Here is a 25,929-nt window from a genome sequence, read left to right on the forward strand (position 1 = left end):
CTGGTAGCCGGTGGCGGCGAGGGCCGCGAGGACGGGCGGGAAGTCGATCTCGCCGTCGCCGAAGGGGAGGTGTTCGTGGACGCCTCGGCGCATGTCCTCGATCTGGACGTGGCGCAGCCAGGGGGCGGCCTCGCGTACGCAGTCGGCGGGCGGGAGGGGCTCGAGGCACTGGCAGTGGCCGAGGTCCAGGGTGAGGCCGAGGGGCTCGGGGTCGCCGAGCGTGCGGCGCAGGTGGTGGAAGTCGGCGAGGGTGGCGAGGAGGTGGCCGGGTTCGGGTTCGACGGCGAGGGGGACGCCGGCGGTGGCGGCGGCGTCCAGGACGGGGGTGAGGGTCTCGGCGAGGCGTTTCCAGGCGGTGTCCTCGTCGGCGCCGGCGGGGACGATGCCGCTGAAGCAGTGCACGGCGTGCGCGCCGAGGTCGGCGGCGACGCGGACCGCCCGCAGGAGGAGGTCGACGCGGCGGGCGCGGTCGTCCGGGTCGGCGTCCAGCAGCGAGGGGCCGTGCTTGCGGCGGGGGTCGAGCACGTAGCGGGCGCCGGTCTCCACGGTCACGCCGAGCCCGAGCTCGTCCAGCCGGTGCGCCACCCGGCGGGTGCGGGCGGCGAGGTCCGGGGCGAGCGGGTCGAGGTGCATGTGGTCGAGGGTCAGGCCCACGCCGTCGTAGCCGAGGTCGGCGAGGAGGGCGAGGGCGTCGTCGAGGCGGAGGTCGGCGAGGCCGTTGGTGCCGTAGCCGAAGCGGAGGGGGGTGCCGGCGCGCCGGTTCGCGTCCCGGGCCCGGTCCGCGCGTGCGGCTCGGCCCGCGTCCCCGCCCGGGCCGTGACCGCCCCCGGCCGCCTCCCGGCTCATGTGCCGGACCGGGCCGCCGCTCGTGTCCCGGCTCGCCTCCGGGGCCGGGACACGGCTGTCCTCGGTGACGTCCTGGTGCGGGTTCCGGCTCACGTGATGCTCACCTTCCTCATGCCGGCCCTCCTCGCGAACATCCGGCCGGCCGGGGCCAGGGACGCGACCAGGAGGGACGTGGCGGTCGCGCCGGAACGGGCGGCGAGTGCGGCCTGGAGCGGGATCGTGGCGCGGATGCCGCCGCCGACGGCGCGCTGGGTGAGCGGGGGTGAGGGGTTGAGCGCGGCGTGGACGTAGGGCCGGGCGGCCGTGGCGGCGTAGGCGGCGCCCAGGGCGGTGGCGAGGACGGCGGTGGCCCGGGGCGTGCCGCCGGCCGGGCCGGAGCCCGGCAGGCCGGGGGCGGCTGCTGCCCGCCGGCCTGCCGGGGGTCGGATGCGGCGGTGGGTGACCAGCCGGGTCAGCGCCCCCGTCGTCGCGAGGGCCGCCAGCGGGGCCAGGGCCGAGCCGCCGGTGGTCTCCCGGCGGGACACGGCCGTGACCGCGAGGGTGTGGCCGCCGAGCAGCGCGGCGGAGGGCAGGGCGGCACGGGTGCCGCCGCCGGTGGCCGCGGCGCCCAGGAGCAGGTCGAGTCCGCGGGCGGCGGCCATGGCCGCGGGACCGGCGGGCGTGTGCTTCAGGGCGAGGTCGTAGGCCCAGACGGTCGCCGCCAGGGGCGCCGCCACCGCGAGGGCGGGCCGCCCCGCGCCGGCGGCGAGCGCCAGTCCGGCGCCGGTGAGGACGCCGGCGGCGGTGAGGGCGGCGGCCGGGCGGATGCGGCCGGACGGCAGCGGGCGGTGCGGGCGCTCCACGGCGTCCTCGGCGCGGTCCGCCCAGTCGTTCAGGGCCATGCCGGCCTCGTACAGGCACACGGAGGAGCCGATCGCGAGCAGGGTCCGCGGCCCGGGGCGCGCACCGGCCGCCGCCGCGCCGGCCAGGGCGTCGCCGGGGACGGTGAAGAGGGCGGGCAGTCTCAGCAGCTCGGCCCACGCGGCCGGGCGGCGCGAGCGGGGCCGGGATGCGCGGCGCGCGGCGTCCCCGGGCCCCCGGCCTTCCGCCGCTCCCGCGCCGGCCAGGGCCCCGGAGAGGGCGAACAGCGCGGGCAGGCGCAGCAGTCCCCTCCCCGGGCCCACGCGGCCGGAGTCGGGGCGGGGGGTGCGGCGCGCGGCGGCGTCCTTCCGGGTCCGGCCTCCCGTCCCCGCCCCGGGGAGGGCGAACAGCGCGGGCGGGCGCAGCGACTCCGCCCACGCGGCCGCGCGGCCCCGGCGGGGGGTACGGCGCGCGGGGGCCGGGCCGCCGGCCGTCGCCCCGGACGGTGCGGGCGTGTCCCGGGGGACCGGGGCGGTCGTGCGGCTCATCGGCGGGTCCCGCGGTCGTCGGCGTCGGCGCCGTCCCGCAGCCGCTCGGCGAAGCGCCTCAGCTCCGTGTACTGCTCGGCCAGGGACGAGGGGCCGTCGCCGACCGGATCCTTGAAGTAGAAGCCCAGTTCGCTCAGCGGGCCGCTCAGGCCCTTCTGCCGGGCGCGGGCGGTCAGCCGGGCCAGGTCCAGGACGAGGGGGGCGGCGAGGGCCGAGTCGCAGCCCTGCCAGGTGGTCTGGAGGACCATCCGGGCGCCGAGGAAGCCGTCGAAGGCGATGTGGTCCCAGGCCGTCTTCCAGTCGCCGAGCGCGGGCACGTCGTCGATGTGGACCTCGCCCTCGGGGGTGGCGCCGAGGGTGTCGGCGAGGACGCGTTCCTTGCCGGCGTTCTTGGCCGCGGCGGCGGCGGGGTCGGCGAGGGCGGCGCCGTCGCCGCCGCCCAGGAGGTTGGTGCCGGACCAGGCGCGCACGGCGAGGGCGCGCTGCAGGAACATCGGGCCGAGCACGGAGCGCAGCAGGGTCTGCCCGGTCTTGCCGTCGCGGCCCGCGTACGGCAGGCCCGAGGAGGCGGCGAGCGGGGCCAGCGCCGGGTGGTGCAGGCCCGTGGACGGGGTGAAGTTGACGTAGGGACAGCCGGCGCGCAGGGCGGCCGCCGCGTAGAGGGAGCTGGGCGGCAGGGCGCCGTCGGCGGGGGCCGGCTCGGTGGAGGCGACGTTGATCACGACGGCGCCCGCGAGGTCCTGGCGGCGCACGAAGTCGCGGATGTCGGCCGCGAAGACGTCGATCCACTGGTCCCGGGTGCGGCCGGTGTCACCGGGCGGCGGGCCGCCGGGCCTGATCTCCCGGTCGGCGGCGACGAGCTCGGCGTGCACCGCGGACGGCAGGCCGTGCGGCAGGACGCCGCCGTCGGCGAGGTGCTCGGCGCGCTTGGGCAGCGGGCAGTCGAGGGTGTCGTGGCCGCCGAAGACGAGGGAGGACAGCGGCGGCAGACCGCAGGAGGTGAAGTCGGGGGTCTCGGTGACCATGCCGGTCGGCGGGTGGAGTTCGGCGGCGACGGCGGCGCAGCCCGCGATCGCGGTCGTGGCGACGGAGCCGCGCGCGCCGACGAGCCAGACGCCGAAGCGGGGGGCCGGGGCGGGGGTGGGGAGGAACGGTTCGGCGGACATGGGCAGCCTCCTTGTCGTACGCGAACCTGGTGCGAGCGCCGGAGGGGACGAGCGGGGTGCCGGGCACGGGGCCCGGCGGGACGGCGGGCGGAGGTCCGGCGTCCTCCGCCCGCCGCCGTTCCGGTCGCCCTAGGAGGGCAGTTCCTTCAGCTGGATGTTCCGGAAGGAGACCTGGTCGCCGGCGCCGTGGTTCTGCAGGCCGATGTAGCCGTCGGTCAGGCTCCGCTCGGGGTCCTTGTTGGTGAAGTCGTTGATCTTGACTCCGTTGAGGAACACCTGGAGGCGTTCGCCCCGAACCCTGATCTCGTAGGAGTTCCACTGGCCGGGCGGGCGCAGGACCTGGTCACGGGCCTTGATGTTCGCCGACTTGAACGAGTAGACGGAGCCCGTGGTGCGGTCGGCCGCGTCCGTGGCGTCGATCTGGATCTCGTAGCCCTTGTCCACCGCGGACCAGGGGTCGTCGGAGGCCGGGAAGCCCACGAAGACGCCGGAGTTGTCGTCGCCCCGCATCTTCCAGTCGAGCTTGAGCGAGTACGACGTCAGTTCCTTGGCCTGGTACCAGAGCAGCCCCATGCCGCCCTCGGACTCCAGGGTGCCGTCCTTGACGTTGAACTTCCCGGGGCCGGCCTGCTTCCAGCCGTCCAGGGTCCGGCCGTTGAAGATCTCCCGGTAGCCCTTGTCCGGCTTGCAGTCCGCCTTGACCTGGCCGGTGGCGTACTGGAGGCCGCCGAGCAGGTGGGTCCGGAAGGCCTCGTCGGCGTACGACTCCTTGGTGTGGCCGCCGCCGGTGTAGAAGGAGCGGCCGCCGCCGTAGCTCTGGCACCAGGCGATCGGGTGGTCGCCCTTCATGGTGCCGCCCTGGTAGGTCGTCTCGTCGAGGGTGGCGAGGACCTTGGCCTGCTCGCGCGGGTTGGTGCGGTAGTTGTACCACTCGTCGGTGCGCTCCCAGGTGTCGCCCAGGTGCGCGGTGGACGGGTGGTCGTGGTCGTGGACGCGCACGGTGGCCTTCTGGATGGCCGGGTGCGAGTCGAAGTAGGCGCCGACGAGGCCGCCGTAGAACTCCCAGTCGTACTCGGTGTCGGCGGCGGCGTGGACGCCCAGGTAGCCGCCGCCGTTCTTGACGTAGTCCTCGAACGCTTTCTGCTGGTCGGCGTCGAGGACGTCACCGGTGGTGGACAGGAAGGCCACCGCGTCGTACTTGGCGAGGTTGGCGGTGGTGAACTGCCGGGCCTCCTCGGTCGCCGTGACCGAGATGCCGGCCGGGGCGCCCAGCTCCTTCAGCGCGGCGACGCCCTGCGGGATGGAGTCATGGCGGAAACCGGCGGTCTTGGAGAAGACCAGGACCTTCTTGCCGGCCTTGAACGGCTCGGTGGAGAACTCGAAGTCGTCCACGTCGTACAGCGCGCCCTCGCCGCCCCGGAAGACCAGGTAGATCTCCGTGGTCTTCTTCGGCAGCGACCGCAGCGGCACGTCGACGTCCTGGAACGTCTCCCAGCCGCCGGTCGGCGGGATGTACGCCGAGCCGTGCAGCGTGCCGGTGGGCGAGCCGGTGCGCAGCTCGACGAAGCCGCCGGCGCCGCCGGAGGAGGCCCGTACGGTCATCTTCTTCTGCCCGTCGAACTTGTAGGGGCTGAAGGAGATCCAGTCGCCGTCGTGGATGTCGCCGACGGTCTTGCCGCCGTTGGCGCCGGTCTTGTCGATCACCGACACGCCCTGCTGGGCGCCGAAGTGCTCGGCCTGGCGGTGCAGCGGCTGGAGCACGGTGCGGGCGGTGCCGGTCAGCGCCTCCTGGCCGTTCGCCCCGCCGTCGGTGTAACTGGCGCCGACGACACCGTAGATGTTGGCGTTGGGGTCGTGACCGCCGTCCCCGGCGGGCGGCTTGAGGGTGCCCTCACAGCCCGTCTCGCTGGTCAGCTCGTGGGCGTGGGAGTCGTGGCCGAGGCTGTAGGCGACCTTGACCCTGGAGCAGTCGATCCGCTCCTCGGGGTCGGTGACGGTCACCTTGAACGGCACGGGCTCGCCGAAGGCGGCCAGGCTGCCGTTGCCCGGCACGGTGATCCTCACCGTGGGCTCGGTGTTGCCGACCACGATCCGGACGCTGGCGTTCCCGGTGTTGCCCTCGGGGTCCTTCGCGGTGAAGGTCGCGGTGTAGGTGCCGGCCTTCTTGTAGCGGTGGGTGGGGGTGAGGCCCTCGCCCTTGGTGCCGTCGCCGAAGTCCCAGCCGTAGGTGAGGTCCGGGGAGTCGGCGTCCTTGGCGCTGCCGGTGAACCTGACCCTCAGCCCGGCCGCGCCGGACGTCTTGTCCGCGCCGGCCTCGACGATCGGGGAGAAGCCGTCCTCGGCGTTCTCGATCCGGTACAGGGCGGAGTCCTTGTCGCCCTGGAACCAGGACAGACCGTAGTCCAGGACGTAGAGCGCGCCGTCGGGGCCGAACTCCATGTCCATGATCTGGGTGCCGGTCCACGGGAAGTCGTTGATCTTCGCGACCGTGCCGTCCTCGTTCTGCTCGATCCGCTTGATCCAGCGGCGGCCGAACTCGCCGGCGAAGAAGTCGCCGTCGTACGCCTCGGGGAACTTCACCGAGGACTCGAGGTCGGGGTCGTAGCGGTAGACCGGGCCGCCCATCGGGGACTCGGAGCCGCTGCCGAACTCGGGGACGGAGCCGCCGTCGTAGGGGATCCAGGCGGGCTGCGCGGGCGGCAGGTCGACGAGGCCGGTGTTGTGCCGCGAGGTGTTCTTCGGGGCGGCGCAGTCGAACTTCCCGCCGGAGGCTCCGGTGGCGAAGTCGTAGTCGTTGTAGGCGTCGTTGTCGCCGGTGCAGAACGGCCAGCCGAAGTTGGCGGGCTTGGTGACCTTGGCGAACTCGACCTGTCCCGCCGGGCCCCGGTTCGGGTCGGCGGCGCCGGCGTCGGGGCCGTAGTCACCCACGTAGATGGTGCCGGTCTTCTTGTCGATGTTCATCCGGAACGGATTGCGGAAGCCCATCGCGTAGATCTCGGGGCGGGTCCTCTCGGTGCCGGGGGCGAAGAGGTTGCCCTCCGGGACCGTGTACGAGCCGTCCTCGGCGACCTTGATGCGGAGGATCTTGCCGCGCAGGTCGTTGGTGTTGCCGGAGCTGCGGCGGGCGTCGAAGGCCGGGTTGCGGTTCGCCCGCTCGTCGATCGGCGTGTAGCCGTCGGAGGAGAAGGGGTTGGTGTCGTCGCCGGTGGACAGGTAGAGGTTGCCCTCGGCGTCGAAGGCGATGTCGCCGCCGACGTGACAGCAGGTGCCGCGGGAGGCCGCGACGTCCAGGACCTTCTTCTCGCTGGACAGGTCCAGTGTGCCGTTGGGGTTGAGGACGAACCGGGAGAGGCGGTTGACGCCGTCGAACTTCTTGAAGTCCTCGGCGGTGCCGGTCTCCGGGGCGTCGCCCGCGGGGGTGTCGAGCGGTGGGGCGTAGTAGAGGTAGATCGCCCGGTTGTTCTCGAAGTCCGGGTCGATGCCGACGCCCTGCAGGCCCTCCTCGTCGTGGCTGTAGACGTCGAGCTTGCCGGCGACCTTGGTGACGCCGCCCTGGTCGGTGAGGCGCAGTGTGCCGTCGCGCGAGGTGTGCAGGACGCTGCGGTCCGGGAGCACGGCGAGCGACATCGGCTCGCCCGTCTCGGGCTCGCCCTTGGCGAGCGGCACCTGCTGGAACTGCCCCTCGGCGGCCGCCGGTTCGTCGTGCTCCGGGTGGCCGGGGTGGGCGCCGGCGACGGTCGCCGGGGTGCCCACGGCCAGCAGCAGGCCGGTGAACAGGGCGAGCCCGGTGCGAAGTCCGGGACGACGCCTCGTGGTGCGGGTGGATGTGAGTCTGCTTCTGTGCACGAAGTCCCTCCGGGAACGGGATGGGGCCGTACGGAACAGCTGCGAGGACGTGCGGTGCGTGCGGTGCGTGCGGGCGCCGGGGTGCGCCGTCACCCCGGAGACGTGGGTGTCCTGAACACTTCAGGGACGGTAACCGCGTTCTTCCGGGGCGAACACCCCTGGGAACGGAACCGGTCGAACTTTTTCCCACCACAGGACAAAGCGGAATCCGGGCAGGTCGGACCGGGGACCGGCGGATGCGCCGGTCCCCGTCCCCGGCCTGCCGCCGGGCGCTCGGGTCAGCTGTTGAACGCGGCGTCGAAGGACGCGCTGGGCGGCTCGAAGTCGAAGGCCTTGAGGCGAATGAGCGCCTCGGGGGCGCCCTGGAGCCGGTCCATGCCGGCGTCCTCCCACTCCACGGAGACGGGCCCTTGGTAGTCGATGGAGCGCAGCATCCGGAAGACGTCCTCCCAGGGCACGTCCCCGTGGCCGGCGGAGACGAAGTCCCAGCCGCGCCGGGGGTCGCCCCAGGGCAGATGGGAGCCGAGACGGCCGTTGCGGCCGTCGAGGCGCCTGCGGGCCTCCTTGCAGTCGACGTGGTAGATCCGGTCGCGGAAGTCCCACAGGAAGCCGACCGGGTCGAGGTCCTGCCAGACGAAGTGGGAGGGGTCGAAGTTGAGGCCGAAGGCCGGCCGGCGGCCGACCGCGTCCAGGGCGCGTACGGTCGTCCAGTAGTCGTAGGCGATCTCGCTGGGGTGGACCTCGTGCGCGAACCGCACGCCCTCGGCGTCGAAGACGTCCAGGATCGGGTTCCACCGCTCGGCGAAGTCCTCGTAGCCGCGCTCGATCATGGACTCGGGGGCGGGCGGGAACATGGCGACCAGGTGCCAGATGGCGGAGCCGGTGAAGCCGATGACGGTGTCGACGCCGAGGAGGGCCGCGGCGCGCGCGGTGTCCTCGATCTCGGCGGCGGCCCGCTGTCGTACGCCCTCGGCCTCGCCGTCGCCCCAGATGCGGGCGGGCAGGATCGCCCGGTGGCGTTCGTCGATGATGGCGTCGCACACCGCCTGTCCCACCAGGTGGTTGGAGACGGCCCAGCACTTCAGGCCGTACTTCTCCAGGAGCTGGTGGCGGCCGGCGACGTAGGCCGGGTCGGCGAGCGCCTTGTCCACTTCGAAGTGGTCGCCCCAGCAGGCGAGTTCGAGGCCGTCGTAGCCGAAGTCGCGGGCGAGTCGGCAGACCTCCTCCAGCGGCAGGTCCGCCCACTGGCCGGTGAACAGCGTGAAGTCGCGCGGCATCCTTGTCCGTCCTCCTCAGGCGGCGATCGGTGTGTAGACGGAGTTCTTCCCGGCGCTCTCCTCCACCGCCGCCAGGACGCGCTGCACCTGGAGCCCGTCGGCGAAGGAGGGGTCGGGGCCGCGGCCCTCGGCGACCGCGTGGACCAGGTCGCGGGCCTGGTGCACGAAGGTGTGCTCGTAGCCGAGGCCGTGGCCCGGCGGCCACCAGCCCTCGAGGTAGGGGTGGTCGGGTTCGGTGACGAGGATGCGGCGGAAGCCGGCGTGCGTGCCGGGCTCGGTGCCGTCGTGGTACGACAGCTCGTTGAGCCGTTCCAGGTCGAAGGCGAGCGAACCGCGCTCGCCGTTGAGTTCGATGCGCAGGGCGTTCTTGCGGCCGGTGGCGTACCGGGTGGCCTCGAAGGAGGCGAGGGCGCCGGAGGCGAAGCGGCCGGTGAACAGGGCGGCGTCGTCGACGGTGACCTGGCCGGTGCCGGCCGCGGAGACGGCGGCCAGGCCGGCGCCGGCGGCGGTGGGCAGCGGCCGCTCCCGTACGAACGTCTCGGTGAGCGCGGAGACGCCCGCCAGCCGCTCGCCGGCCAGGTACTGCGCCAGGTCGACGATGTGCGCGCCGAGGTCGCCGAGCGAACCGGAGCCGGCCTGCTCGCGGCGCAGCCGCCAGGTCAGCGGGAACTGCGGGTCCACCAGCCAGTCCTGCAGGTACACGACCCGTACGTGCCGCAGCGCGCCGATCCGGCCCTCGGCCACCATCCGCCGGGCCAGCGCGGTCGCGGGGACGCGGCGGTAGTTGAAGCCGACCATCGCCAACTGGCCCCGGGCCTGGGCTTCTTCGGCGGCGCGGGCCATCGCCTCGGCCTCCGCGACGGTGTTGGCGAGGGGTTTCTCGCACAGCACGTGCTTGCCCGCGGCGAGCGCGGCGAGCGCGATCTCGGCGTGGCTGTCGCCGGGGGTGCAGACGTCGACGAGGTCGACGTCGTCCCGTTCGACGAGGGCGCGCCAGTCGGTCTCGGTCTCCGCCCAGCCGTGCCGGTCGGCCGCCGCGCGCACGGCGTCGGCGTCCCGGCCGCAGATCACGGCCATGTCGGGGCTCATCGGCAGGTCGAAGACGCGGCCCGCGGTGCGCCAGCCCTGGGAGTGGGCGGCGCCCATGAAGGCGTAACCGACCATGCCGATGCGCAGCGGTGGCTTCCCCGTCCTGTCCCCGTCGGACGCTTGCGGCTGTGCCATTCGGATGTCCTCCTCGTCGTCGTGGCGGGCGGGGGTGGGCCCCGCCCGTGGGGCTGGTCAGGCCCGTGGGGCGGGGCTCCTCACTTGAAGCCGGTGGGCATGTACTGGTCCACGTTCTCCTTGTCGACGACGGCCGAGTAGCAGGTCACCGACGAGGGGATCTCGAACTCCGCGAGGCCGCCGACGCCCTTGTCCTGGCCGAGGGCGCGGGCCAGGTCGATCGCTGAGGCGGCCATCGTCGGCGGGTACAGGACGGTGGCCTTCAGGACGCCCCTGTCGGCCTTGATGGCCTCGAAGGCGGCGAGCGCGCCCGCGCCGCCCACCATCAGGAACTCGTCGCGCCCGGCCTGCTCGATGGCGCGCAGCGCGCCCACGCCCTGGTCGTCGTCGTGGTTCCACAGCGCGTCGATCCGCGACTGCGCCTGGAGCAGCTGGGCCGTCTTGGCCTGGCCGGACTCGACGGTGAACTCGGCGGCCTGGCGGGCCACCTTCTTGATGTTGGGGTAGTTCTTGAGCGCGTCGTCGAAGCCCTGGGTGCGCTGCTTGGTCAGCTCCAGGTTGTCCAGGCCGGCCAGCTCGACGACCTTGGCGTCCGCCTTGCCCTTGAGCTTCTCGCCGATGTAGTGGCCGGCGTTGAGGCCCATGCCGTAGTTGTCGCCGCCGACCCAGCAGCGGTACGCCTGCGGGGTGTTGAAGATCCGGTCGAGGTTGACGACGGGGATGCCGGCGCGCATCGCCTTCAGTCCGACCTGGGTGAGCGCCTTGCCGTCGGCGGGCAGGATCACCAGGACGTCGACCTTCTTGTTGATGAGGGTCTCGATCTGGCCGATCTGCTGGGCGGTGTCGTTGGAGCCCTCGGTGATCTCCAGGGTGACGTCGGAGTACTTCTCCGCCCGCTTCTTGGCGTTGTCGTTGATGGCGTTGAGCCAGCCGTGGTCGGCCTGCGGTCCGGCGAAGCCGATGGTGACCGGCTTGCCGGGCTTGTCGTCGGCGGCGGGCCGGTCGTTCGCGGCCGGCTTGTCGTCGCTGGACTCGTTGCTGGTGCAGCCGGTGACGAACGCGCCGGCGGATACGGCGGCCGCTCCGAAGAGCAGTCCTCTGCGGCTCGCGAAAGGTGTCTCTGGCATGGCGGTGAACCCTTTCCTCAGGTCGTGCTCGCGGTACGGCGCTGGACCAGCACGGCGGCGACGATGATCGCGCCCTTGGCGATCTGCTGGACGTCGCTCTGCAGGTTGTTCAGGGCGAAGATGTTGGTGATGGTGGTGAAGATCAGGACGCCGAGGACGGAGCCGACGATGGTGCCCCGGCCCCCGGTGAGCAGGGTGCCGCCGATGATCGCGGCGGCGATGGCGTCGAGTTCGTAGAGGTTGCCGTTGGTGTTCTGGCCGGAGCCGGCCAGCACGATCAGCAGGAAGGCGGCGATGCCGCAGCACAGCCCGGACAGCAGGTAGAGGTAGAGCCGCTGGCGGCGTACGTCGATGCCGGCCAGCCGGGCGGCCTCCGCGTTGCCGCCGACGGCGACGGTGCGGCGGCCGAAGGTGGTCCGGTTGAGGAGCAGCCAGCCGATGACGGTGACCGCGGCGAACACCAGGACCAGCGGCGGGACGCCGAGCACGTAGGAGTCGCGTTCGCCGAGGTCGAGGACGCCGTCGACGGTGACGATCTGCGTCCGCCCGTCGGTGATCTGCAGGGCGAGGCCGCGGGCCGAGGCGAGCATGGCGAGGGTGGCGATGAACGGGACCATCCCGCCGTACGCGATGAGCACCCCGTTGACCAGTCCGCACCCCAGTCCGACGAGGACGGCGGTGAAGAGGATGCCCGCGAAGCCGAACTCCTGGGTGGCGACGGTGGTGGCCCACACCGAGGCGAGGGCGACGATCGCGCCGACCGACAGGTCGATGCCGCCGGAGATGATGACGAAGGTCATGCCGACGGTGACGACGCCGATGACGGAGGCCTGGGTGAGGACCAGCTGGAGGTTGCGGGTGTCCAGGAACTGGTCCGGTTTGGTGATGCCGCCGATGAGGATCAGTACGGCGAGCACACCGAGCAGCGACAGCGTGCGGACGTCGGCGCGGAACAACACCGCGCGCCAGGCGGGCGGTTCGCCGGCCGACGGCGCCTTGGGGGCGCTGTCCCGCGGCGGGGAGACGGGCTGCGTCATGACGCCGGGCTTCCTTCCAGGACGAGGTCGAGTACACGGTGTTCGTCGAGTTCGCGGGCGGGCGCCGTGTGGACGACGCTGCCCTCGCGCAGCACCAGGACGCGGTCGGCGAGGCCGAGCACCTCGGGCACCTCGCTGGAGACCAGCAGCACGGCGAGGCCCTCGTCCGCCAGCCGGCGGACGACCGCGTAGAGCTCGGCGCGGGCGCCGACGTCGACGCCCCGGGTGGGTTCGTCGAGCAGCAGCACCCGGCAGCCGCGCAGCAGCCAGCGGGCGAGCACGGCCTTCTGCTGGTTGCCGCCGGACAGGGTGCGCACGGGCACGTTCGGGTTGTCGGGCCGCAGCGACAGCTCGCGGACCGCCGCGCGTGCCGCCCCCAGTTCGGCGCCGCGATCGATCCAGCCGGCCCTGGCGAAGCGGGACATGGAGGAGACCGACACGTTGCGGGTGACGGACTCCAGCATCAGCAGGGCCTGCGCCTTGCGTTCCTCGGGGGCGAGCCCGAGTCCGGCGCGCACGGCGGCCCGTACGCTGCCCGGCTTCAGGGGGCGTCCGTCGACGAGGACCCGGCCGGTGTCGGGCTTGCGGGCGCCGTAGATCGTCTCCAGGATCTCGGAGCGTCCCGAGCCGACGAGTCCGGCGAGCCCGACGATCTCCCCGGGCCGCACCTGGAGGTCGAGCGGGGCGAACTCGCCCTCGCGGGACAGCCCTTCGACGGTGAGCACCGGTTCGCCCCGCGGGGCGGCGGCGGGCCGCTCCGGGAAGACGTACTCGACGTCGCGTCCCGTCATCAGCGCGACGACCTCGCGGGTCGGCGTCGACTTCGCGGGCAGCCCGCCGGCGACGGCGCGGCCGTCCTTCAGCACGGTCACCCGGTCGCCGATGCGGCGGATCTCCTCCAGGCGGTGCGAGATGTAGACGACGGCGACTCCGTCGGCGGTGAGGTCGTCGACGATGCGGAAGAGGTTGTCGACCTCGTCCGGGTCGAGGGCGGCGGACGGTTCGTCCATCACGATGAGCCGCACGTCGTGGGAGAGCGCCCGCGCCATGGAGACGATCTGCTGCTGCGCGGCCGGGAGTTCGCCGACCAGCCGGGCCGGGTCGATCTCGGGGTGGCCGAGCCGCTTCAGCAACCGCGCCGTCGACGCCTTGGCCGTTCCCGAACGGACGACGAAGCCGGCGGTGGTCGGCTCGTGGCCCAGGTGGACGTTCTCGGCGACCGACAGGTGTTCCACCAGGTCGAGTTCCTGGTAGATGGTGGCGATGCCGAGGCGCATGGCGGCGATCGGCGAACGCAGGGTGACGTCCTCGCCGCGCCAGCGGATGGCGCCGGTGTCGGGCTGGTGGGCGCCGGCCAGCACTTTGATCAGGGTGGACTTCCCGGCGCCGTTCTGGCCGAGCAGGCAGTGCACCTCGCCGGCCTGGACGTCGAGGTCGACGCCGTCCAGGGCCCGGACTCCGGGGAACGACTTGGTGATGCCGGACATGCTGAGCAGCGGTGATTCTGGTGCCATGCGGATTCCCCTCGGCGGGCGTACGGGCCGGTGTCAGGGCGATCCCCTTGCGGGGCAGGCGTTTTCGGGCAGGGCGGGGCAGGGCGGTGGCGGTGCCTGGTACGGGTGGGCTGTTCCGTGCGGTGGAAGCGGGTGCCGTGAGCGGGTGCGGTGGAAGCGGGTGCCGTGAGCGGGTGCAGTGGAGCAAGTGCCGTGGAACAGGTACCGGGAGCGGGTGCGGTGGAACAGGTGCCGTGGCGCGGATGTGGTGGTGTCGTGGCTCGGGGAGACGGTGGTGCCGGGAGCAGGTGCGACGAAGGTGCGGTGAGGCTGTTTACGCGGGTGAGAACAGGTGGTCGCTGATGAGCCGGGCCGCGCCGATGACTCCGGCGGTGGGCCCCAGCTCTCCCAGCACGATGGGCAGGTTGCCGGTGGCCAGGGGCAGCGAGCCTCGGTAGACCTGGGTGCGGATCGCGGCGAGCAGGGTGTGGCCGAGGCCGGTCACCCCGCCGCCGATCACCACCAGGCCGGGGTTGAAGAAGCTGACCAGGCCGGCGATGACCTGGCCGGTGCGGTTGCCGCCCTCGCGGATCAGATCGAGGGCGGTGGCGTCACCGGCCGCTGCCGCGGCGGCGACGTCGACGGCGCTGAGCGTGCCGTTCGCCTCCAGCCGGGCGGCGAGTTCGGCGGAGAGCCGCTGTTCGGCGGCCTCCGTGGCGTCCCGGGCGAGGGCCGCGCCGGAGAAGTGGGCCTCCAGGCAGCCCCGGTTGCCGCAGGCGCACGGACGGCCGTCGGGCACGGCCTGGATGTGCCCGATGTCGCCCGCGCTGCCCGTCGTCCCGCGGTGGACCTCACCGCCGACGACGATGCCGCAGCCGATGCCGGTGCCGATCTTGACGCAGAGGAAGTCGGCGACGGTGCGGGCGACGCCCGCGTGCTGCTCTCCCATCGCCATCAGGTTCACGTCGTTGTCGACCATGACCGGGCAGCCGAGGTCCTGGCTGAGCGCCTCCCGCACGGGGAAGCCGTCCCAGCCCGGCATGATCGGCGGAGCCACCGGGATGCCCTCGGGGAAGCGGACCGGGCCCGGGACGCCGATGCCGGCGCCGTCGAACCCCTCCGCGAGTCCCGAGGCCCTCAACTTCGCGGCCATGGCGAGTACCTGCTCGAAGACCGCGACCGGTCCCTCGCGTACGTCCATGGGCTGGTTGATGTGCCCGAGGATCTCCAGCTCGGCGTTGGTGACGGCGACGTCGACCGAGGTCGCGCCGATGTCGACGCCGAGGAACCGCAGGTGCGGGTTGAGCCGGATGTTGTGGGAGCGCCGACCGCCGCGCGAGGCGGCGAGTCCGTCGGCCACGACGAGCTCCGTCTCCAGCAGCCGGTCCACCTCCACGGCCAGTTTCGACCGGGAGAGGTCGACCTGGTCGCCCAGCTGGGCACGGGAGTTGGGTCCGCCGTCGCGCAGCAGCCTGAGCAGTCGGGCCTGGTGGGCGTTGGCGGGTCGCGCTGTCATACGTCTCACGAACCCCTCCCCGACTCGACCGGCCCGTGCGCGCCGGATTCCGGCCACGTGTGTGGCGTGCTTTCGGATGGGAAAGTAGCAGCGCCTGCCGGAGGTGGGAAGAAGTCGCGCAGGAATTGCCCCCTACTTTTTCCACTCACAGGACAAAGGAGTCCGTGAGGGCCCCGGGAAGAAGCCCGCAAAGAGGGTGGAAAGGTGCCTGCGGGTCGCTCAGGAGCCGGCACGCGCAGGGCAGGAGCGTCGGGTGTGCTCGGTGTGTTCGCCCATCAGCCGGGTGGCCGGTTGCCCGTCGTGGGCGTCGACGGCCGCGATCGCCTCGCGGTGCTCGGCCCGGGACCGTCCGCCACGCTGCCGGGCGACGGGCGTGCGGTACCAGCGCACGCGCCGGTCGGCCCGGGCCGCGAGCACGGCGTTCCCGGCCGGTCCCATGACCTTGGCGTGGAAGCGGGCGTCCGCGTCGTCGGCGTCGATCCCTTCGGCCGGGGCCCGGGGTCAGGGACAGCGCACGACCTGCCCCGCGTACGACAGGTTCCCGCCGAAGCCGAAGAGCAGCACCGGGTCGCCGGTCGACACCTCGCCCCGTTCGACGAGCTTGGAGAAGGCGAGCGGGATGCTGGCGGCCGAGGTGTTGCCGGACTCGGTGACGTCGCGGGCGACGACGGCGTTGACGGCGCCGAGCCGGCGGGCGAGGGGTTCGATGATCCGCAGGTTGGCCTGGTGCAGGACGACCCCGGCGAGGTCCTCGGGCGCCAGCCCCGCCTTCTCGCAGGCCTGGCGGGCGACGACCGGCAGCTGGGTGGCGGCCCAGCGGTAGACGCTCTGGCCCTCCTGCGCGAACCGCGGCGGCGTCCCCTCGATCCGCACCGCGTGCCCCATCTCGGGCACCGAGCCCCACAGCACCGGCCCGATCCCCGCCTCCCCGCCCGGGGCGCAGGCCTCCACCACGGCGGCGCCCGCCCCGTCGCCGACGAGCACGCAGGTGGTGCGGTCGGTCCAGTCGGTCACGTCGGTCATCTTGTCGGCGCCGACGACCAGCACCCGGCTCGCGCCGCCGGCCCGTACGGCGTGGTCGGCGGTGGCGAGGGCGTGGGTGAATCCGGCGCACACCACGTTGAGGTCCATGACGGCGGGCCCGGGCATGCCGAGGCGGGCCGCGACGCGGGCGGCCATGTTGGGCGAGCGGTCGATGGCGGTGGACGTGGCGACCAGGACCAGGTCGATCTCGGCGGGCGTCCGGCCGGCCGCCGCCAGCGCCTTGGCGGCGGCGTGCGCGGCCAGCTCGTCGACCGGCTCGTCGGGGCCGGCGACGTGACGGGTGCGGATGCCCACCCGGCTCGTGATCCACTCGTCGCTGGTGTCGACCATGCCCGCCAGGTCCTCGTTGGTGAGCACCCGGGCGGGCTGGTAGTGGCCGACGGCGACGATGCGCGAGCCGATCATGGGTGGGTCCCCCTCGGTGGGTCGGGTGCGGGATGCACCAGTCTGATCAGTGACTCACCGGTACGAGGGCAGGTGAAGCGACAGGAAACGGAGGCGCGGCTTGTCGGCTTCCGTCAGGCCCCGGCGGCCCGGTACCGCCAGGGAGCCGCGGTCACCCGGTGAACGGCCGGGTCGCCTTCCGCACGAGCTCGTACGGCCCGTGGGCGAGCGGCGCCCCCACCCCCGCCCACAGCCGGGCGAAGGCGATCGGCCCGCGGCGACCGGCAGGCGGACTCCGACCGCTCTCACCGCTGTGACCGGTCGTCGGCGGCCTGCTTCGGCGTCCCCCGGCCCGGTCCCGTTCACGGGCCGCGGTTTCGACGCCCGGATCGCCGTCGGGCACGAGGCCCTGCCGACCGACCGGAGGCGCGTGCACTGCGGCGAGCGCATCGGGGTCCGTCCCACCGGGGCCCTGCCGTCCATGCCGGAGTGCGACGTGCGGGCGGCGGGTACCTGGGACGGGCGCGGGCGCGGCGGTCGGAGACGACGACCGTGCGCGCGTACCGCGGAGTGGGACGCGGCCTCGCACTCCGTGTGCAGGACAATGAGATCGTGAAGGTCACCCCGCCGCACGACGGTCCGGTGACCCGCGGCGACCTGTGCGTCAAAGGGCGCTTCGGCGACCGACACGTACGGAACCGGGACCGAGCGGAACGGGTGGGAACATGGGACGAGTCACGGAACGACGCAAGGTGCTCCGCATCCGCGACGGGGCGGTCTCCAGCCGCCCCGACACGCTCGTCGCCGAGGAACCCCTGGAGATCAGGCTGAACGGCAGGCCCCTCGCCGTCACCATGCGCACGCCGGGTGACGACTTCGCGCTGGCGGCCGGTTTCCTGGTGAGCGAGGGGGTGCTCGCGACCGCCTCCGACCTGCAGAACATCGTCTACTGCGCGGGAGCGACGGCCGACGGCTCCAACACCTACAACGTGGTGGACGTGAGGACCTCCCCCGGCGTGGTGATCCCGGACATCACGCTGGAGCGCAACGTCTACACCACGTCCTCCTGCGGCCTGTGCGGCAAGGCCAGCCTGGACGCGGTGCGCACCACGGCCCGCCATCCCATCGCGGACGCTCCCGCGCTGCGCGTGGAGCCGGAGCTGCTGGCGGGCCTGCCCGACCGGCTGCGCGCGGCCCAGCGGGTCTTCGACCGCACGGGCGGCCTGCACGCGGCGGCCCTGTTCGACGAGGACGGCGAGCTGCTCGACGTACGGGAGGACGTGGGCCGGCACAACGCGGTCGACAAGCTGGTCGGCCGTGCCCTGCAGAGCGGAGACCTGCCGCTGTCCCGGACGATCCTGCTGGTCTCCGGCCGGGCCTCCTTCGAGCTGGCGCAGAAGGCGGTCATGGCCGGCGTCCCGATGCTGGCGGCGGTCTCCGCGCCGTCCTCGCTGGCCGTGGACCTGGCGGCGGAGACGGGGCTGACCCTGGTGGGCTTCCTGCGGGGCGGTTCCATGAACGTGTACGCGGGTGAGGAGCGCATCGCCCTGCGGGCCGCGGCCGCCCGGGGCTGACCGGCTCCCCCGCCGTACGGTGGCGGGACCCTGCCGGCGGGGAGCGCCCCCGCGCCGCGGGGCCCCGGCCCCGGCCTTCGCCGGGCGCAGTCGGCGCCGCGGGGCCCCGGCCTCCGGAACTCCATGACGGACGCGGCGGCACGGACGCCGCCGCGCGGCGGACCTGCCGGAGACGTCCGGGGCCGCCGTGGTGCTCAGCCGGAACGCGTCCCCGTGCCGGCCCCGGTCCGCGACCGTCCGGCCCGGTCCGGCACGGTGGCCTCCTCGACGGGGTCGTGCGAGCGCCGCTTGGCGATCACCGCGCACACCATCAGCTGCATCTGGTGGAACAGCATCAGCGGCAGCACGGCCAGCGAGGCCTGCGCCCCGAACAGCACGCTCGCCATGGGCAGCCCGGCGGCCAGCGACTTCTTCGAGCCGGCGAACTGGATCGCGATCCGGTCCTCCCGGCCGAATCGCAGCGCCTTGGCGCCGTACCAGGTCAGCAGCAGCATCACGGCGAGCAGGACGGCCTCGACGGCGAGCAGCCCGCCGAGCCGGGCGGGGCTCACCTGGTGCCAGACGCCCCGCACCATGCCCTCGCTGAACGCGGTGTAGACGACGAGCAGGATCGCACCGCGGTCGACCAGCCCCAGCGCCCTGCGGTGCCGGGAGACGAAGGAGCCGATCCAGCGGCGCAGCAGCTGCCCGGCGACGAACGGCACCAGCAACTGGAGCACGATCCGCACCACCGACCCCGCGGAGAACCCGCCCGCGCCGTTGCCCAGCAGCGCCGCCGCGAGCAGCGGGGTGACGACGATGCCGACGAGCGAGGAGAAGGAGCCGGCGCAGATCGCGGCGGGCACGTTGCCGCGGGCGATCGAGGTGAACGCGATCGACGACTGGATGGTCGAGGGGACCAGGGTGAGGAAGAGCAGACCTTGGTGGAGCGGGTCGGTCAGGAGGACCGGGACGAGTCCGCGGGTGGCCAGTCCCAGCACCGGGAAGACGACGAAGGTGCAGGCCAGCACGGTGACGTGGAGCCGCCAGTGCCTCAGTCCGTCCAGCGCCTCGCGGGTGGAGAGCCGGGCGCCGTAGAGGAAGAACAGGAAGGCGATCGCGGCGGTGGAGGCTCCGGAGGCGACGTCGGCGCCGGTCCCCCGGGCGGGGAGCAGCGCGGCGAGGCCCACCGTTCCGAGCAGCAGCAGGATGTACGGGTCGATCGGCGGCCGACTCGGCCGGCGCAGGCGTTTCACGGTGCTCCACTTGCTCATGTGCTCGGTGCTCGGGGGGTACGGGCGTCCCCTCCCCATCCTGCTCCCTCCCGTCGTGACCGGGAATCCGGTACACCGCTCTCACCGTCATCACGTTCCGCGACGACCGCCGCCGCCCCGGCCGCATGGACGACCCGGCGCACCTGCGGACGTTCCCGTCGGCGGCGCGGACGCCGAGCTTCAGGCGGGCGGCGACCGGCCGCACCGGGGCGGGCGGGGGTGACGTTCCGGCCGACGCGCACGCCGGGATCGACGGGGCCCGCGCGACGCCCCAAGGGGTGGTCATGAGGCCGTACGGATTCGGTGGAGATCGCTCCACCGAAACTTACTCCGCCGTCAGGTTTCTGTCCGGTCCTTCCCCGTCTGGACGCATTTTCCTCCCCCGACCGGTGCGGACGAGCGCTCGGTCCGGTTCTCGTCCCCCTCCCGCCCTCCCTCCGCGTGGGGTAGCTTTCACGGCGCCGTGCGGGACGAGGGCGTCGCCGCACCCTTCCGGGCGCCGAGGAGCGGGGAGCGGGATTGCGCGAGTTCACCAGCCCTCCGCCGGCCTTGGAGCCGCCGGTGGGCGGTCTGGCCGACGTGGTCTTCCGGTACGCCGAGGAGGACCCGTCGCGCGTCGCGCTCGGCCGCAAGGACGCCGCCGGCCGGTGGCGGGACGTGACCAGCGCGGAGTTCCGCGACGAGGTGCTGGCCCTCGCGAAGGGACTCCTCGCGGACGGCGTCCGGTTCGGCGACCGGGTCGCGATCATGTCCCGCACCCGGTACGAGTGGACGCTCTTCGACTTCGCGCTGTGGGCGATCGGCGCGCAGGTCGTGCCCGTCTACCCCACGTCCTCCGCCGAACAGTGCCGCTGGATGCTGCACGACGCGGAGGTGACGGCCGCGGTCGTGGAGCACGAGGACCACGCGATGACGATCGCCACCGTCATCGACCGGCTGCCGCGGATGCGCCGGCTGTGGCAGCTCGACGCGGGCGCGGTGCAGGAGCTGTACGACGCGGGCGCGCACCTCGACGACGACGTGGTGCACCGGCACCGGCGGGCGGTCACCCCCGACTCCGTCGCGACGATCATCTACACCTCGGGCACCACCGGCCGCCCCAAGGGCTGTGTGATCCCGCACGGCGGCTTCATGTACGAGGCGGACACCGTCGTCGAGCGCTGGGAGCCGGTGTTCCGCTCCCGCAGGGGCGACGAGGCGGCGACGCTGCTGTTCCTGCCGCTCGCGCACGTGTTCGGGCGGATGGTGGAGGTCGCGGCGATTCGCGGGAGGGTGAAGTTCGGCCATCAGCCCCAGCTGAACGCGGCGGCGCTGATCCCCGATCTGGCCGCGTTCCGGCCGACGTTCTTCCTGGCCGTCCCGTACGTCTTCGAGAAGGTGTTCGACGCGGCGCGACGCAAGGCGGAACGGGAGGGCCGTTCGGGACCGTTCGAGAAGGCCGTCGACGTGGCCGTCACGTACGCGGACGCCATGGAGGCCAAGGCCTGGGACACCGGCCCCGGCCCGTCGGCCGCGCTGCGGATGCAGCACCGGCTCTACGACAAGCTCGTCTACTCCAGGATCCGCGCGGCGATGGGCGGCAGGATCCGGCACGCCATGTCGGGCGGTTCGGCGATGGACCGCCGGCTCGGGCTGTTCTTCGCGGGCGCCGGAGTGCACGTCTACGAGGGGTACGGCCTCACCGAGTCCACGGCGGCCGCCACCGCCAACCCGCCCGAGCGCACCCGCTACGGCAGCGTCGGCCGGCCGATTCCCGGTGTCACCGTGCGCATCGCGGACGACGGCGAGATCTGGCTGCACGGCGACAACGTCTTCGCCGGCTACCTCAACGATCCCGGGGCCACCGGCCGGACCCTGCACGACGGCTGGCTGGCCACCGGTGACCTCGGCTCCCTCGACGAGGACGGCTACCTCACCCTCACCGGCCGCAAGAAGGAGATCCTGGTGACCTCCGGCGGCAAGAGCGTCTCGCCGGGGGTGCTGGAGGAGCGGGTGCGGGACCATCCGCTGGTCGACCGGTGCATCGTCGTCGGCAACGACCGCCCGTACGTCGCCGCGCTGGTCACCCTGGACCAGGAGGCCGTCGAGCACTGGCTGGCGATGCGCGGCAGACCGCGGATGTCACCGGCCGAGCTGGTGCGCGACACGGAGCTGGAGACGGAGGTGCGGCGGGCCGTGGTCACGGCGAACACCCTGGTCTCGCAGGCCGAGTCGATCCGCACGTTCCGCATCCTGGCACAGCCGTTCACCGAGGAGCACGGGCTGCTCACGCCGTCGCTCAAGCTGAAGCGGCGGGCGATCGAGAAGACGTACGCGACCGAGGTCGAGGCGCTCTACCGGGCATGAATTTCCCGGTCAGGAATGCATCACGGGCCGTGATCGTTGACGATGGGGGTAATACCTGTAGTACCTGACCACAACCGAAGGATCGAGAGCTCGTGAGCAAGGTCCCCCCGATCATCCTGAACAACGGCGTCGAGATGCCCCAGCTGGGCTTCGGCGTCTGGCAGGTTCCGGACGCGGAGGCCGAGACGGCCGTGACGACGGCGCTGGAGGCCGGCTACCGCAGCATCGACACCGCGGCGATCTACGGCAACGAGGAGGGCACCGGACGGGCCCTCGCGAAGTCGGGCGTCCCACGCGAGGAGCTCTTCGTCACCACCAAGCTCTGGAACAGCGACCAGGGGTACGACTCCACCCTGCGGGCGTTCGACACGTCCCTGTCGAAGCTCGGTCTGGACTACGTGGACCTCTACCTGATCCACTGGCCGACGCCCGCCCGGGACCGGTACGTCGACACGTACAAGGCGTTCGAGAAGCTGCTCGGCGACGGCCGGGTCCGCGCCATCGGCGTGTCCAACTTCCTGCCGGAGCACCTGGACCGTCTGACCGCCGAGACGTCCGTCGTCCCGGCGGTCAACCAGATCGAGCTGCACCCCCACCTGCAGCAGCAGGCCTCCCGCGAGTACCACGCGGAGCGGGGCATCGCGACCGAGGCGTGGTCGCCGCTCGGTTCCGGCAAGGGGATCCTGGAGATCCCGGCGATCGTGGCGATCGCGCAGAAGCACGGACGCACGCCGGCGCAGGTGGTGCTGCGCTGGCACCTCCAGCTGGGCAACGTCGTCATCCCGAAGTCGGTGACGCCGTCCCGGATCGAGGAGAACATCGACGTCTTCGGGTTCAGCCTGGACGCGGAGGATCTCACCGCGATCAGCGCGCTGAACGAGGACCGGCGCATCGGGTCGGACCCGGCGGAGTTCAACGACTGACCTCGCGCACCCGACGGCCTCCCCCTCTGCCGGGGGAGGCCGTCGCGCGTCCGCGGGACGGTGCTCGGCCGGGCCGGCCGACGGGCCGTACGGCGCCGGCGCCGGCCGTCGACGCCGGGCGGCCGCGCCAGGGCCCGCACGACGGAGGAGCCGGTGATCCGGCCGGCGGTGAGCAGGCGCCCGGGCGGCAGGCCGCCGCGGACGTCCCGGAACGGGATCTCCACCCGGCCGGGCGCGCCCCGGGGGCGCCCACGCCCCGCTCGGCGACCTGCCGCCGCGTGTTCCCGGCGAGCCGGGCCACCGCCCTCCCCCGCTCCCGGCCTCGCTCGAGCCGGGGCCCTCACAGGGAGGGCTCCCCGGGTCGGGCCGTCACACGGGCCGCACCGCCGAGTGGACCGTGTGGGCCGCCAGGACGAACACGTCCGGGCGGTGGTGGACGCTCGCCTTGTCGTCGGGGTCGAGGAGGCGGTCGAGGGTGGCGCGGTCGTCGGCGTCCAGGTCCTCGCCGATGACCTCGCGGGTGCGGGTGAGGGCGGTGACCACGTAGGCGCGGGCGCGGTCCGTGACCGGGGCCGGGAGGTCGAGGAGGAAGGTGCGCGAGCGGGCGTGGCGCAGGCCGGCCGAGGCGAGCAGGGCCGGCCAGTCCTCGACGACGGCCACCGAGCCCGGCAGTTCGGCCCGCATCCGGCCGAACCGCTCCTCCTCCGCCGCGTCGACGCGCGCCTGGAGACCGGGCCGGCCGAACCCGATGTCGCGGGGCAGGAACCGGGGAGGCAGACCGCCCTCCATCACGGCCAGCGTGCCACCGGGCGCCAGCCGCGCCGCACAGGCGGCCAGCGCTGCGGCCTGGTCCCCGAGGTGGTGCACGCTGCGGCTGGCCCACAGCAGGTCGGCCGGATAGTCCAGCTCGCCGAGCACCTCGGGGAGTTCACCGGCGAGGGTGTCGAAACGGTCGCCGACGCCCTGGCGCCCGGCCCGGGCCCCGGCCCGCTCCAGCAACGGCTCGGAACCGTCGACGGCCACGATCCGCGCACCCGGGAAGGTCTCGGCGAACAGACACGCGATGACGCCGGGGCCGCTGCCCGCGTCCACGATCAGCCCCGGTTCCGTCACCTCCTTCGCCAGCCAGTTCAGGGCCCGCTCGTAGAGCGGTGTGAACAGCTCCGCCTGGGATTCGAGCAGGGGGGCCAGCTCGGCCCAGTCGTGGTCGTGGTCGTGACCGTGGTCGTGCGTGTGCCGGTGGTCGTGCTCGTGCTCGTGCTCGTGCGCCATGGTGCTCAGCCTCTCCGCTCGGATGCCGCCAGGGTGCGACGACGCACCGGGAGCGGGCAATCGACGTTGCCGCTTCCGCAAAAGGGTGCCGTGCGAGGAGACGTGCGGCGGTCCGCCGGGGCGGGACCGGGCGGGTCCCGCCCCGGCGGACCGGTGGTCAGCCCGTCACGACAGCGGCGGGTACGCGTTCTTCATCAGCTCCTGGAACTGGGCGGAGAACCAGTGCCCGGAGATCGGGGCGTCGGCGAGGGCGCCCGACTTGTTGTTGTCGTTGCGCGGGTTGCCGGTGTACGTCGGGTCGCACATCCGGTCGAAGCCCTTGCCCTCGTCGTTGTCGATGGCCTTGCTCGCCCCGTCGGACTCACCCGGGGGCTTCATCCACACGTAGGCGTCGATCCCGGGCTCCGGGGAGGCCTTCGGCCGCTCACCGAGTCCGGCTCCCGACTGGTTGCACCAGTTGCCCGTGTTGAACCGGCGGTCGTAGCGGCCGCCGTCGACGTAGGTGTCCACGCTGGTCGTGGCGCCGGGTCCGGTGGGCCGGTTCGCGCCGCCCCAGCCGTTGCGGGAGGTGTCGATCAGCATGCCGATCTTCGAGTCGAAGCCGAGCGAGACCAGCTTCTCGCGCAGGGCCTGGGCGTACGACAGCTCGTCGACGTAGCGGTTCCAGCTGACCCACTTCGACTCGCGCACCGACTTGCCGGCCACGTTGTCGTTGATGGAGAAGTGGTCCTCCTTCAGCGCGCTGTAGTTGGCCGTGTTGGCGATGAAGCCGTGCACGTCGGCGACGGTCGCGCCCTCGGCGGTGGCGGCCTGCTTGAACATCTCGGCGGAGGCGCCGAAGTTGTCGTCCCAGCCCAGCCAGCCGTGGTGGCCGGCGTCCACGTAGTTGTAGACGTTGGGCACGTCGCCGAGCTTGTTGAGGGCGTAGCCGACGCCCTTGACGTAGTTGCCGTTGGCCTTCATCACGTCGCAGTTGGGCGTGGCGGTGCCCCGCGGGGAGACGTTGGTGACCAGGTTCGGCAGGGAGTCGATCTCGACCGTGGTGACGATCCGCAGCGAGGCGTACTTCGAGTCGGCGAGGATGGCCTTGATCGGGTCGATGTACTGCGTCTTGTACTTGTCGATCTCCGTCGGGCCGAGCTCGCCGTTGGAGGCGAGGGCGGCGCAGTCACGGCCGGGCAGGTTGTAGATGACCAGCTGGATGACGAGTTCGCCGGAACCCTTCTGCCGCAGGGCCTCGTCGAGGTGGTCGCGCAGGCTCATGCCGCCGTTGACGCCGTTGATGGCGGCGGTGCGGTCCAGCCAGACGCCGGTGGGCTGGTTCGCGATGCGGCTGCCGCCGGGCTCGGCGGCGGCCTTCTCGGACCACTCGGGGTTCACGTACACCTTGGCGCCGTCGTAGGGGTTGTTCACCCGGTTGCCGGGCGGATCCGTCGGGTCCGTCGGGTCCGTCGGGTCGGTGGGACCGCCGGAGTCGACGTTGCAGGTCACGCCGTCGAGGGTGAAGGTGGCGGGGACGGCGTTGCTGCCGCTGTAGGTGCCCTGGAAGCCGAAGGAGGTCGAGCCCCCGGTGGCGAGGGTGCCGTTGTAGGACTCGTTGGCGGCGGTGACGTTGGCGCCGGACTGGGTCACCTTGGCGTTCCAGCCGCTGGTGACCTTCTGGTTGCCGGCGTAGGACCACTTCAGCGACCACGACGACTTGGCGGCGCTGTTGTTGGTGATCGTCACGGACGCGGTGAAGCCGGTGGCCCACTGGTTCTGCACCTTGTAGTCCACGGTGCAGGGGACGGCGGCCGCGCCGGTGCCGCCGGGGACGGCGGCGATCGCCGTCCCGGTGGCGCCGGCGACCAGCGCCATGGCGGCGAGAAGCGCGGTTCTGGTGCGACTCATGGTGCGGGTTTCCTATCCGTAGGGGGCTGTCCTTCTCGAGCGCGCGCGGACGATCGCGCGGCCTGGTGCCTTACGGGTGGGAGAGCCGTCCGGGCCTGGTCGGGACAGGCCTGTGGCGCCGGCCGGGGAGTTTCCGGGCAGCACGGACGGCAGGTGGATCCCACGGAACGAGCGACCCCGCGTCAGGTGCTCCACACATGCACGGGGATGGCTGAAAGTACTGAACGCGGGGGGTGGCGCATGAGCGACTCCTTGCAGGTCGGACGCGTCAGGACGGACGCGTCGACTGGTGGAACCGCTCCCACTGGTGACATGAAGTTAGC

General features: G+C 72.9%; 17 protein-coding genes and 2 pseudogenes. 4 read left to right on the forward strand and 15 right to left on the reverse strand.

The features are described 5' to 3' along the window. The 12 genes and pseudogenes from ADK41_RS09365 to ADK41_RS09420 all read right to left on the reverse strand — a co-directional run. A partial coding sequence (locus ADK41_RS09365) for a sugar phosphate isomerase/epimerase family protein (protein ID WP_432422509.1) occupies positions 1-846 on the reverse strand: 846 nt, incomplete at its 3' end. 89 nt (positions 847-935) lie between these two features. Further along, positions 936-1,952: an SCO3242 family prenyltransferase gene (locus ADK41_RS09370; RefSeq protein ID WP_051842815.1), complete on the reverse strand. Its 1,017-nt coding sequence runs from the start codon at positions 1,950-1,952 to the stop codon at positions 936-938. A 278-nt stretch (positions 1,953-2,230) separates the two neighbouring features. Further along, on the reverse strand, positions 2,231-3,400 hold the full coding sequence (locus tag ADK41_RS09375; protein ID WP_030819026.1) for an inositol-3-phosphate synthase: 1,170 nt from the start codon (positions 3,398-3,400) through the stop codon (positions 2,231-2,233). A gap of 129 nt (positions 3,401-3,529) precedes the next feature. Further along, positions 3,530-7,246 (reverse strand): ThuA domain-containing protein, encoded by a 3,717-nt coding sequence (locus ADK41_RS09380; RefSeq protein ID WP_030819028.1) that lies wholly within the window; start codon positions 7,244-7,246, stop codon positions 3,530-3,532. Positions 7,247-7,524: 278 nt separating this feature from the next. Then, complete coding sequence (locus ADK41_RS09385) at positions 7,525-8,523, reverse strand: sugar phosphate isomerase/epimerase family protein (RefSeq protein WP_030819030.1); 999 nt, start codon at positions 8,521-8,523, stop codon at positions 7,525-7,527. 15 nt (positions 8,524-8,538) lie between these two features. Further along, the gene (locus ADK41_RS09390) at positions 8,539-9,747 is read right to left on the reverse strand and encodes a Gfo/Idh/MocA family protein (protein ID WP_030819032.1); all 1,209 of its coding nucleotides are present in this window, start codon (positions 9,745-9,747) and stop codon (positions 8,539-8,541) included. 80 nt (positions 9,748-9,827) lie between these two features. Beyond that, a complete protein-coding gene (locus ADK41_RS09395; protein WP_030819034.1) occupies positions 9,828-10,874 on the reverse strand; it encodes a substrate-binding domain-containing protein in 1,047 nt (348 codons plus the stop codon). 17 nt (positions 10,875-10,891) lie between these two features. Continuing rightward, the gene (locus ADK41_RS09400; protein WP_030819036.1) at positions 10,892-11,911 is read right to left on the reverse strand and encodes an ABC transporter permease; all 1,020 of its coding nucleotides are present in this window, start codon (positions 11,909-11,911) and stop codon (positions 10,892-10,894) included. Then, entirely contained in the window at positions 11,908-13,425 is a 1,518-nt protein-coding gene (locus ADK41_RS09405) for a sugar ABC transporter ATP-binding protein (RefSeq protein WP_030819038.1), read from the reverse strand. The genes ADK41_RS09400 and ADK41_RS09405 overlap by 4 nt, the downstream gene beginning before the upstream one ends. 313 nt (positions 13,426-13,738) lie before the next feature. After that, positions 13,739-14,920, reverse strand: a complete 1,182-nt coding sequence (locus ADK41_RS09410; RefSeq protein ID WP_030819040.1) for an ROK family protein — start codon at positions 14,918-14,920, stop codon at positions 13,739-13,741. Positions 14,921-15,139: 219 nt separating this feature from the next. Beyond that, positions 15,140-15,406 (reverse strand): annotated as a pseudogene (locus ADK41_RS09415) (FCD domain-containing protein); the annotation flags it as partial. Between the two features lie 15 nt (positions 15,407-15,421). After that, positions 15,422-16,369: a beta-ketoacyl-ACP synthase III gene (locus tag ADK41_RS09420; RefSeq protein WP_030819044.1), complete on the reverse strand. Its 948-nt coding sequence runs from the start codon at positions 16,367-16,369 to the stop codon at positions 15,422-15,424. A 334-nt stretch (positions 16,370-16,703) separates the two neighbouring features. Here ADK41_RS09420 and ADK41_RS42990 point away from each other — a divergent pair. Then, positions 16,704-17,053, forward strand: a pseudogene (locus tag ADK41_RS42990) (2Fe-2S iron-sulfur cluster-binding protein); the annotation flags it as partial. A 20-nt stretch (positions 17,054-17,073) separates the two neighbouring features. Beyond that, positions 17,074-17,922 carry a formate dehydrogenase accessory sulfurtransferase FdhD gene (gene fdhD, locus ADK41_RS09425; RefSeq protein WP_030819046.1) on the forward strand — a complete coding sequence of 283 codons (849 nt, stop codon included), beginning with the start codon at positions 17,074-17,076 and terminating at the stop codon, positions 17,920-17,922. 194 nt (positions 17,923-18,116) lie between these two features. On the opposite strand, the gene ADK41_RS09430 is transcribed toward fdhD, so the two are convergent. After that, positions 18,117-19,175 carry a bile acid:sodium symporter family protein gene (locus ADK41_RS09430; RefSeq protein ID WP_167353462.1) on the reverse strand — a complete coding sequence of 353 codons (1,059 nt, stop codon included), beginning with the start codon at positions 19,173-19,175 and terminating at the stop codon, positions 18,117-18,119. A gap of 519 nt (positions 19,176-19,694) precedes the next feature. On the opposite strand from ADK41_RS09430, the gene ADK41_RS09435 reads away from it, so the two are divergent. Then, positions 19,695-21,521: an AMP-dependent synthetase/ligase gene (locus ADK41_RS09435; RefSeq protein WP_030819049.1), complete on the forward strand. Its 1,827-nt coding sequence runs from the start codon at positions 19,695-19,697 to the stop codon at positions 21,519-21,521. Positions 21,522-21,655: 134 nt separating this feature from the next. After that, positions 21,656-22,444 carry an aldo/keto reductase gene (locus ADK41_RS09440; RefSeq protein WP_051842818.1) on the forward strand — a complete coding sequence of 263 codons (789 nt, stop codon included), beginning with the start codon at positions 21,656-21,658 and terminating at the stop codon, positions 22,442-22,444. A 369-nt stretch (positions 22,445-22,813) separates the two neighbouring features. Here the strand turns inward: ADK41_RS09440 and ADK41_RS09445 are convergent, their stop codons facing one another. Both ADK41_RS09445 and ADK41_RS09450 read right to left on the reverse strand, forming a co-directional pair. Then, positions 22,814-23,716: a class I SAM-dependent methyltransferase gene (locus ADK41_RS09445; protein ID WP_030819053.1), complete on the reverse strand. Its 903-nt coding sequence runs from the start codon at positions 23,714-23,716 to the stop codon at positions 22,814-22,816. 165 nt (positions 23,717-23,881) lie between these two features. Further along, entirely contained in the window at positions 23,882-25,606 is a 1,725-nt protein-coding gene (locus ADK41_RS09450) for a glycoside hydrolase family 6 protein (RefSeq protein ID WP_030819055.1), read from the reverse strand. Positions 25,607-25,929: the final 323 nt, after the last annotated feature.

This window comes from Streptomyces caelestis, from assembly GCF_001279005.1.
GTDB lineage: Bacteria > Actinomycetota > Actinomycetes > Streptomycetales > Streptomycetaceae > Streptomyces > Streptomyces heliomycini.

Coding starts and splice junctions, on each gene's coding strand:
- ADK41_RS09440 (WP_051842818.1), top strand. CDS start 21,656: ATGCCCCAGCTGGGCTTCGGCGTCTGGCAGGTTCCGGACGCGGAGGCC.
- ADK41_RS09450 (WP_030819055.1), bottom strand. CDS start 25,606: ATGAGTCGCACCAGAACCGCGCTTCTCGCCGCCATGGCGCTGGTCGCC.
- ADK41_RS09420 (WP_030819044.1), bottom strand. CDS start 16,369: ATGATCGGCTCGCGCATCGTCGCCGTCGGCCACTACCAGCCCGCCCGG.
- fdhD (WP_030819046.1), top strand. CDS start 17,074: ATGGGACGAGTCACGGAACGACGCAAGGTGCTCCGCATCCGCGACGGG.
- ADK41_RS09375 (WP_030819026.1), bottom strand. CDS start 3,400: ATGTCCGCCGAACCGTTCCTCCCCACCCCCGCCCCGGCCCCCCGCTTC.
- ADK41_RS09430 (WP_167353462.1), bottom strand. CDS start 19,175: ATGAGCAAGTGGAGCACCGTGAAACGCCTGCGCCGGCCGAGTCGGCCG.
- ADK41_RS09390 (WP_030819032.1), bottom strand. CDS start 9,747: ATGGCACAGCCGCAAGCGTCCGACGGGGACAGGACGGGGAAGCCACCG.
- ADK41_RS09445 (WP_030819053.1), bottom strand. CDS start 23,716: ATGGCGCACGAGCACGAGCACGAGCACGACCACCGGCACACGCACGAC.
- ADK41_RS09400 (WP_030819036.1), bottom strand. CDS start 11,911: ATGACGCAGCCCGTCTCCCCGCCGCGGGACAGCGCCCCCAAGGCGCCG.
- ADK41_RS09395 (WP_030819034.1), bottom strand. CDS start 10,874: ATGCCAGAGACACCTTTCGCGAGCCGCAGAGGACTGCTCTTCGGAGCG.
- ADK41_RS09385 (WP_030819030.1), bottom strand. CDS start 8,523: ATGCCGCGCGACTTCACGCTGTTCACCGGCCAGTGGGCGGACCTGCCG.
- ADK41_RS09405 (WP_030819038.1), bottom strand. CDS start 13,425: ATGGCACCAGAATCACCGCTGCTCAGCATGTCCGGCATCACCAAGTCG.
- ADK41_RS09410 (WP_030819040.1), bottom strand. CDS start 14,920: ATGACAGCGCGACCCGCCAACGCCCACCAGGCCCGACTGCTCAGGCTG.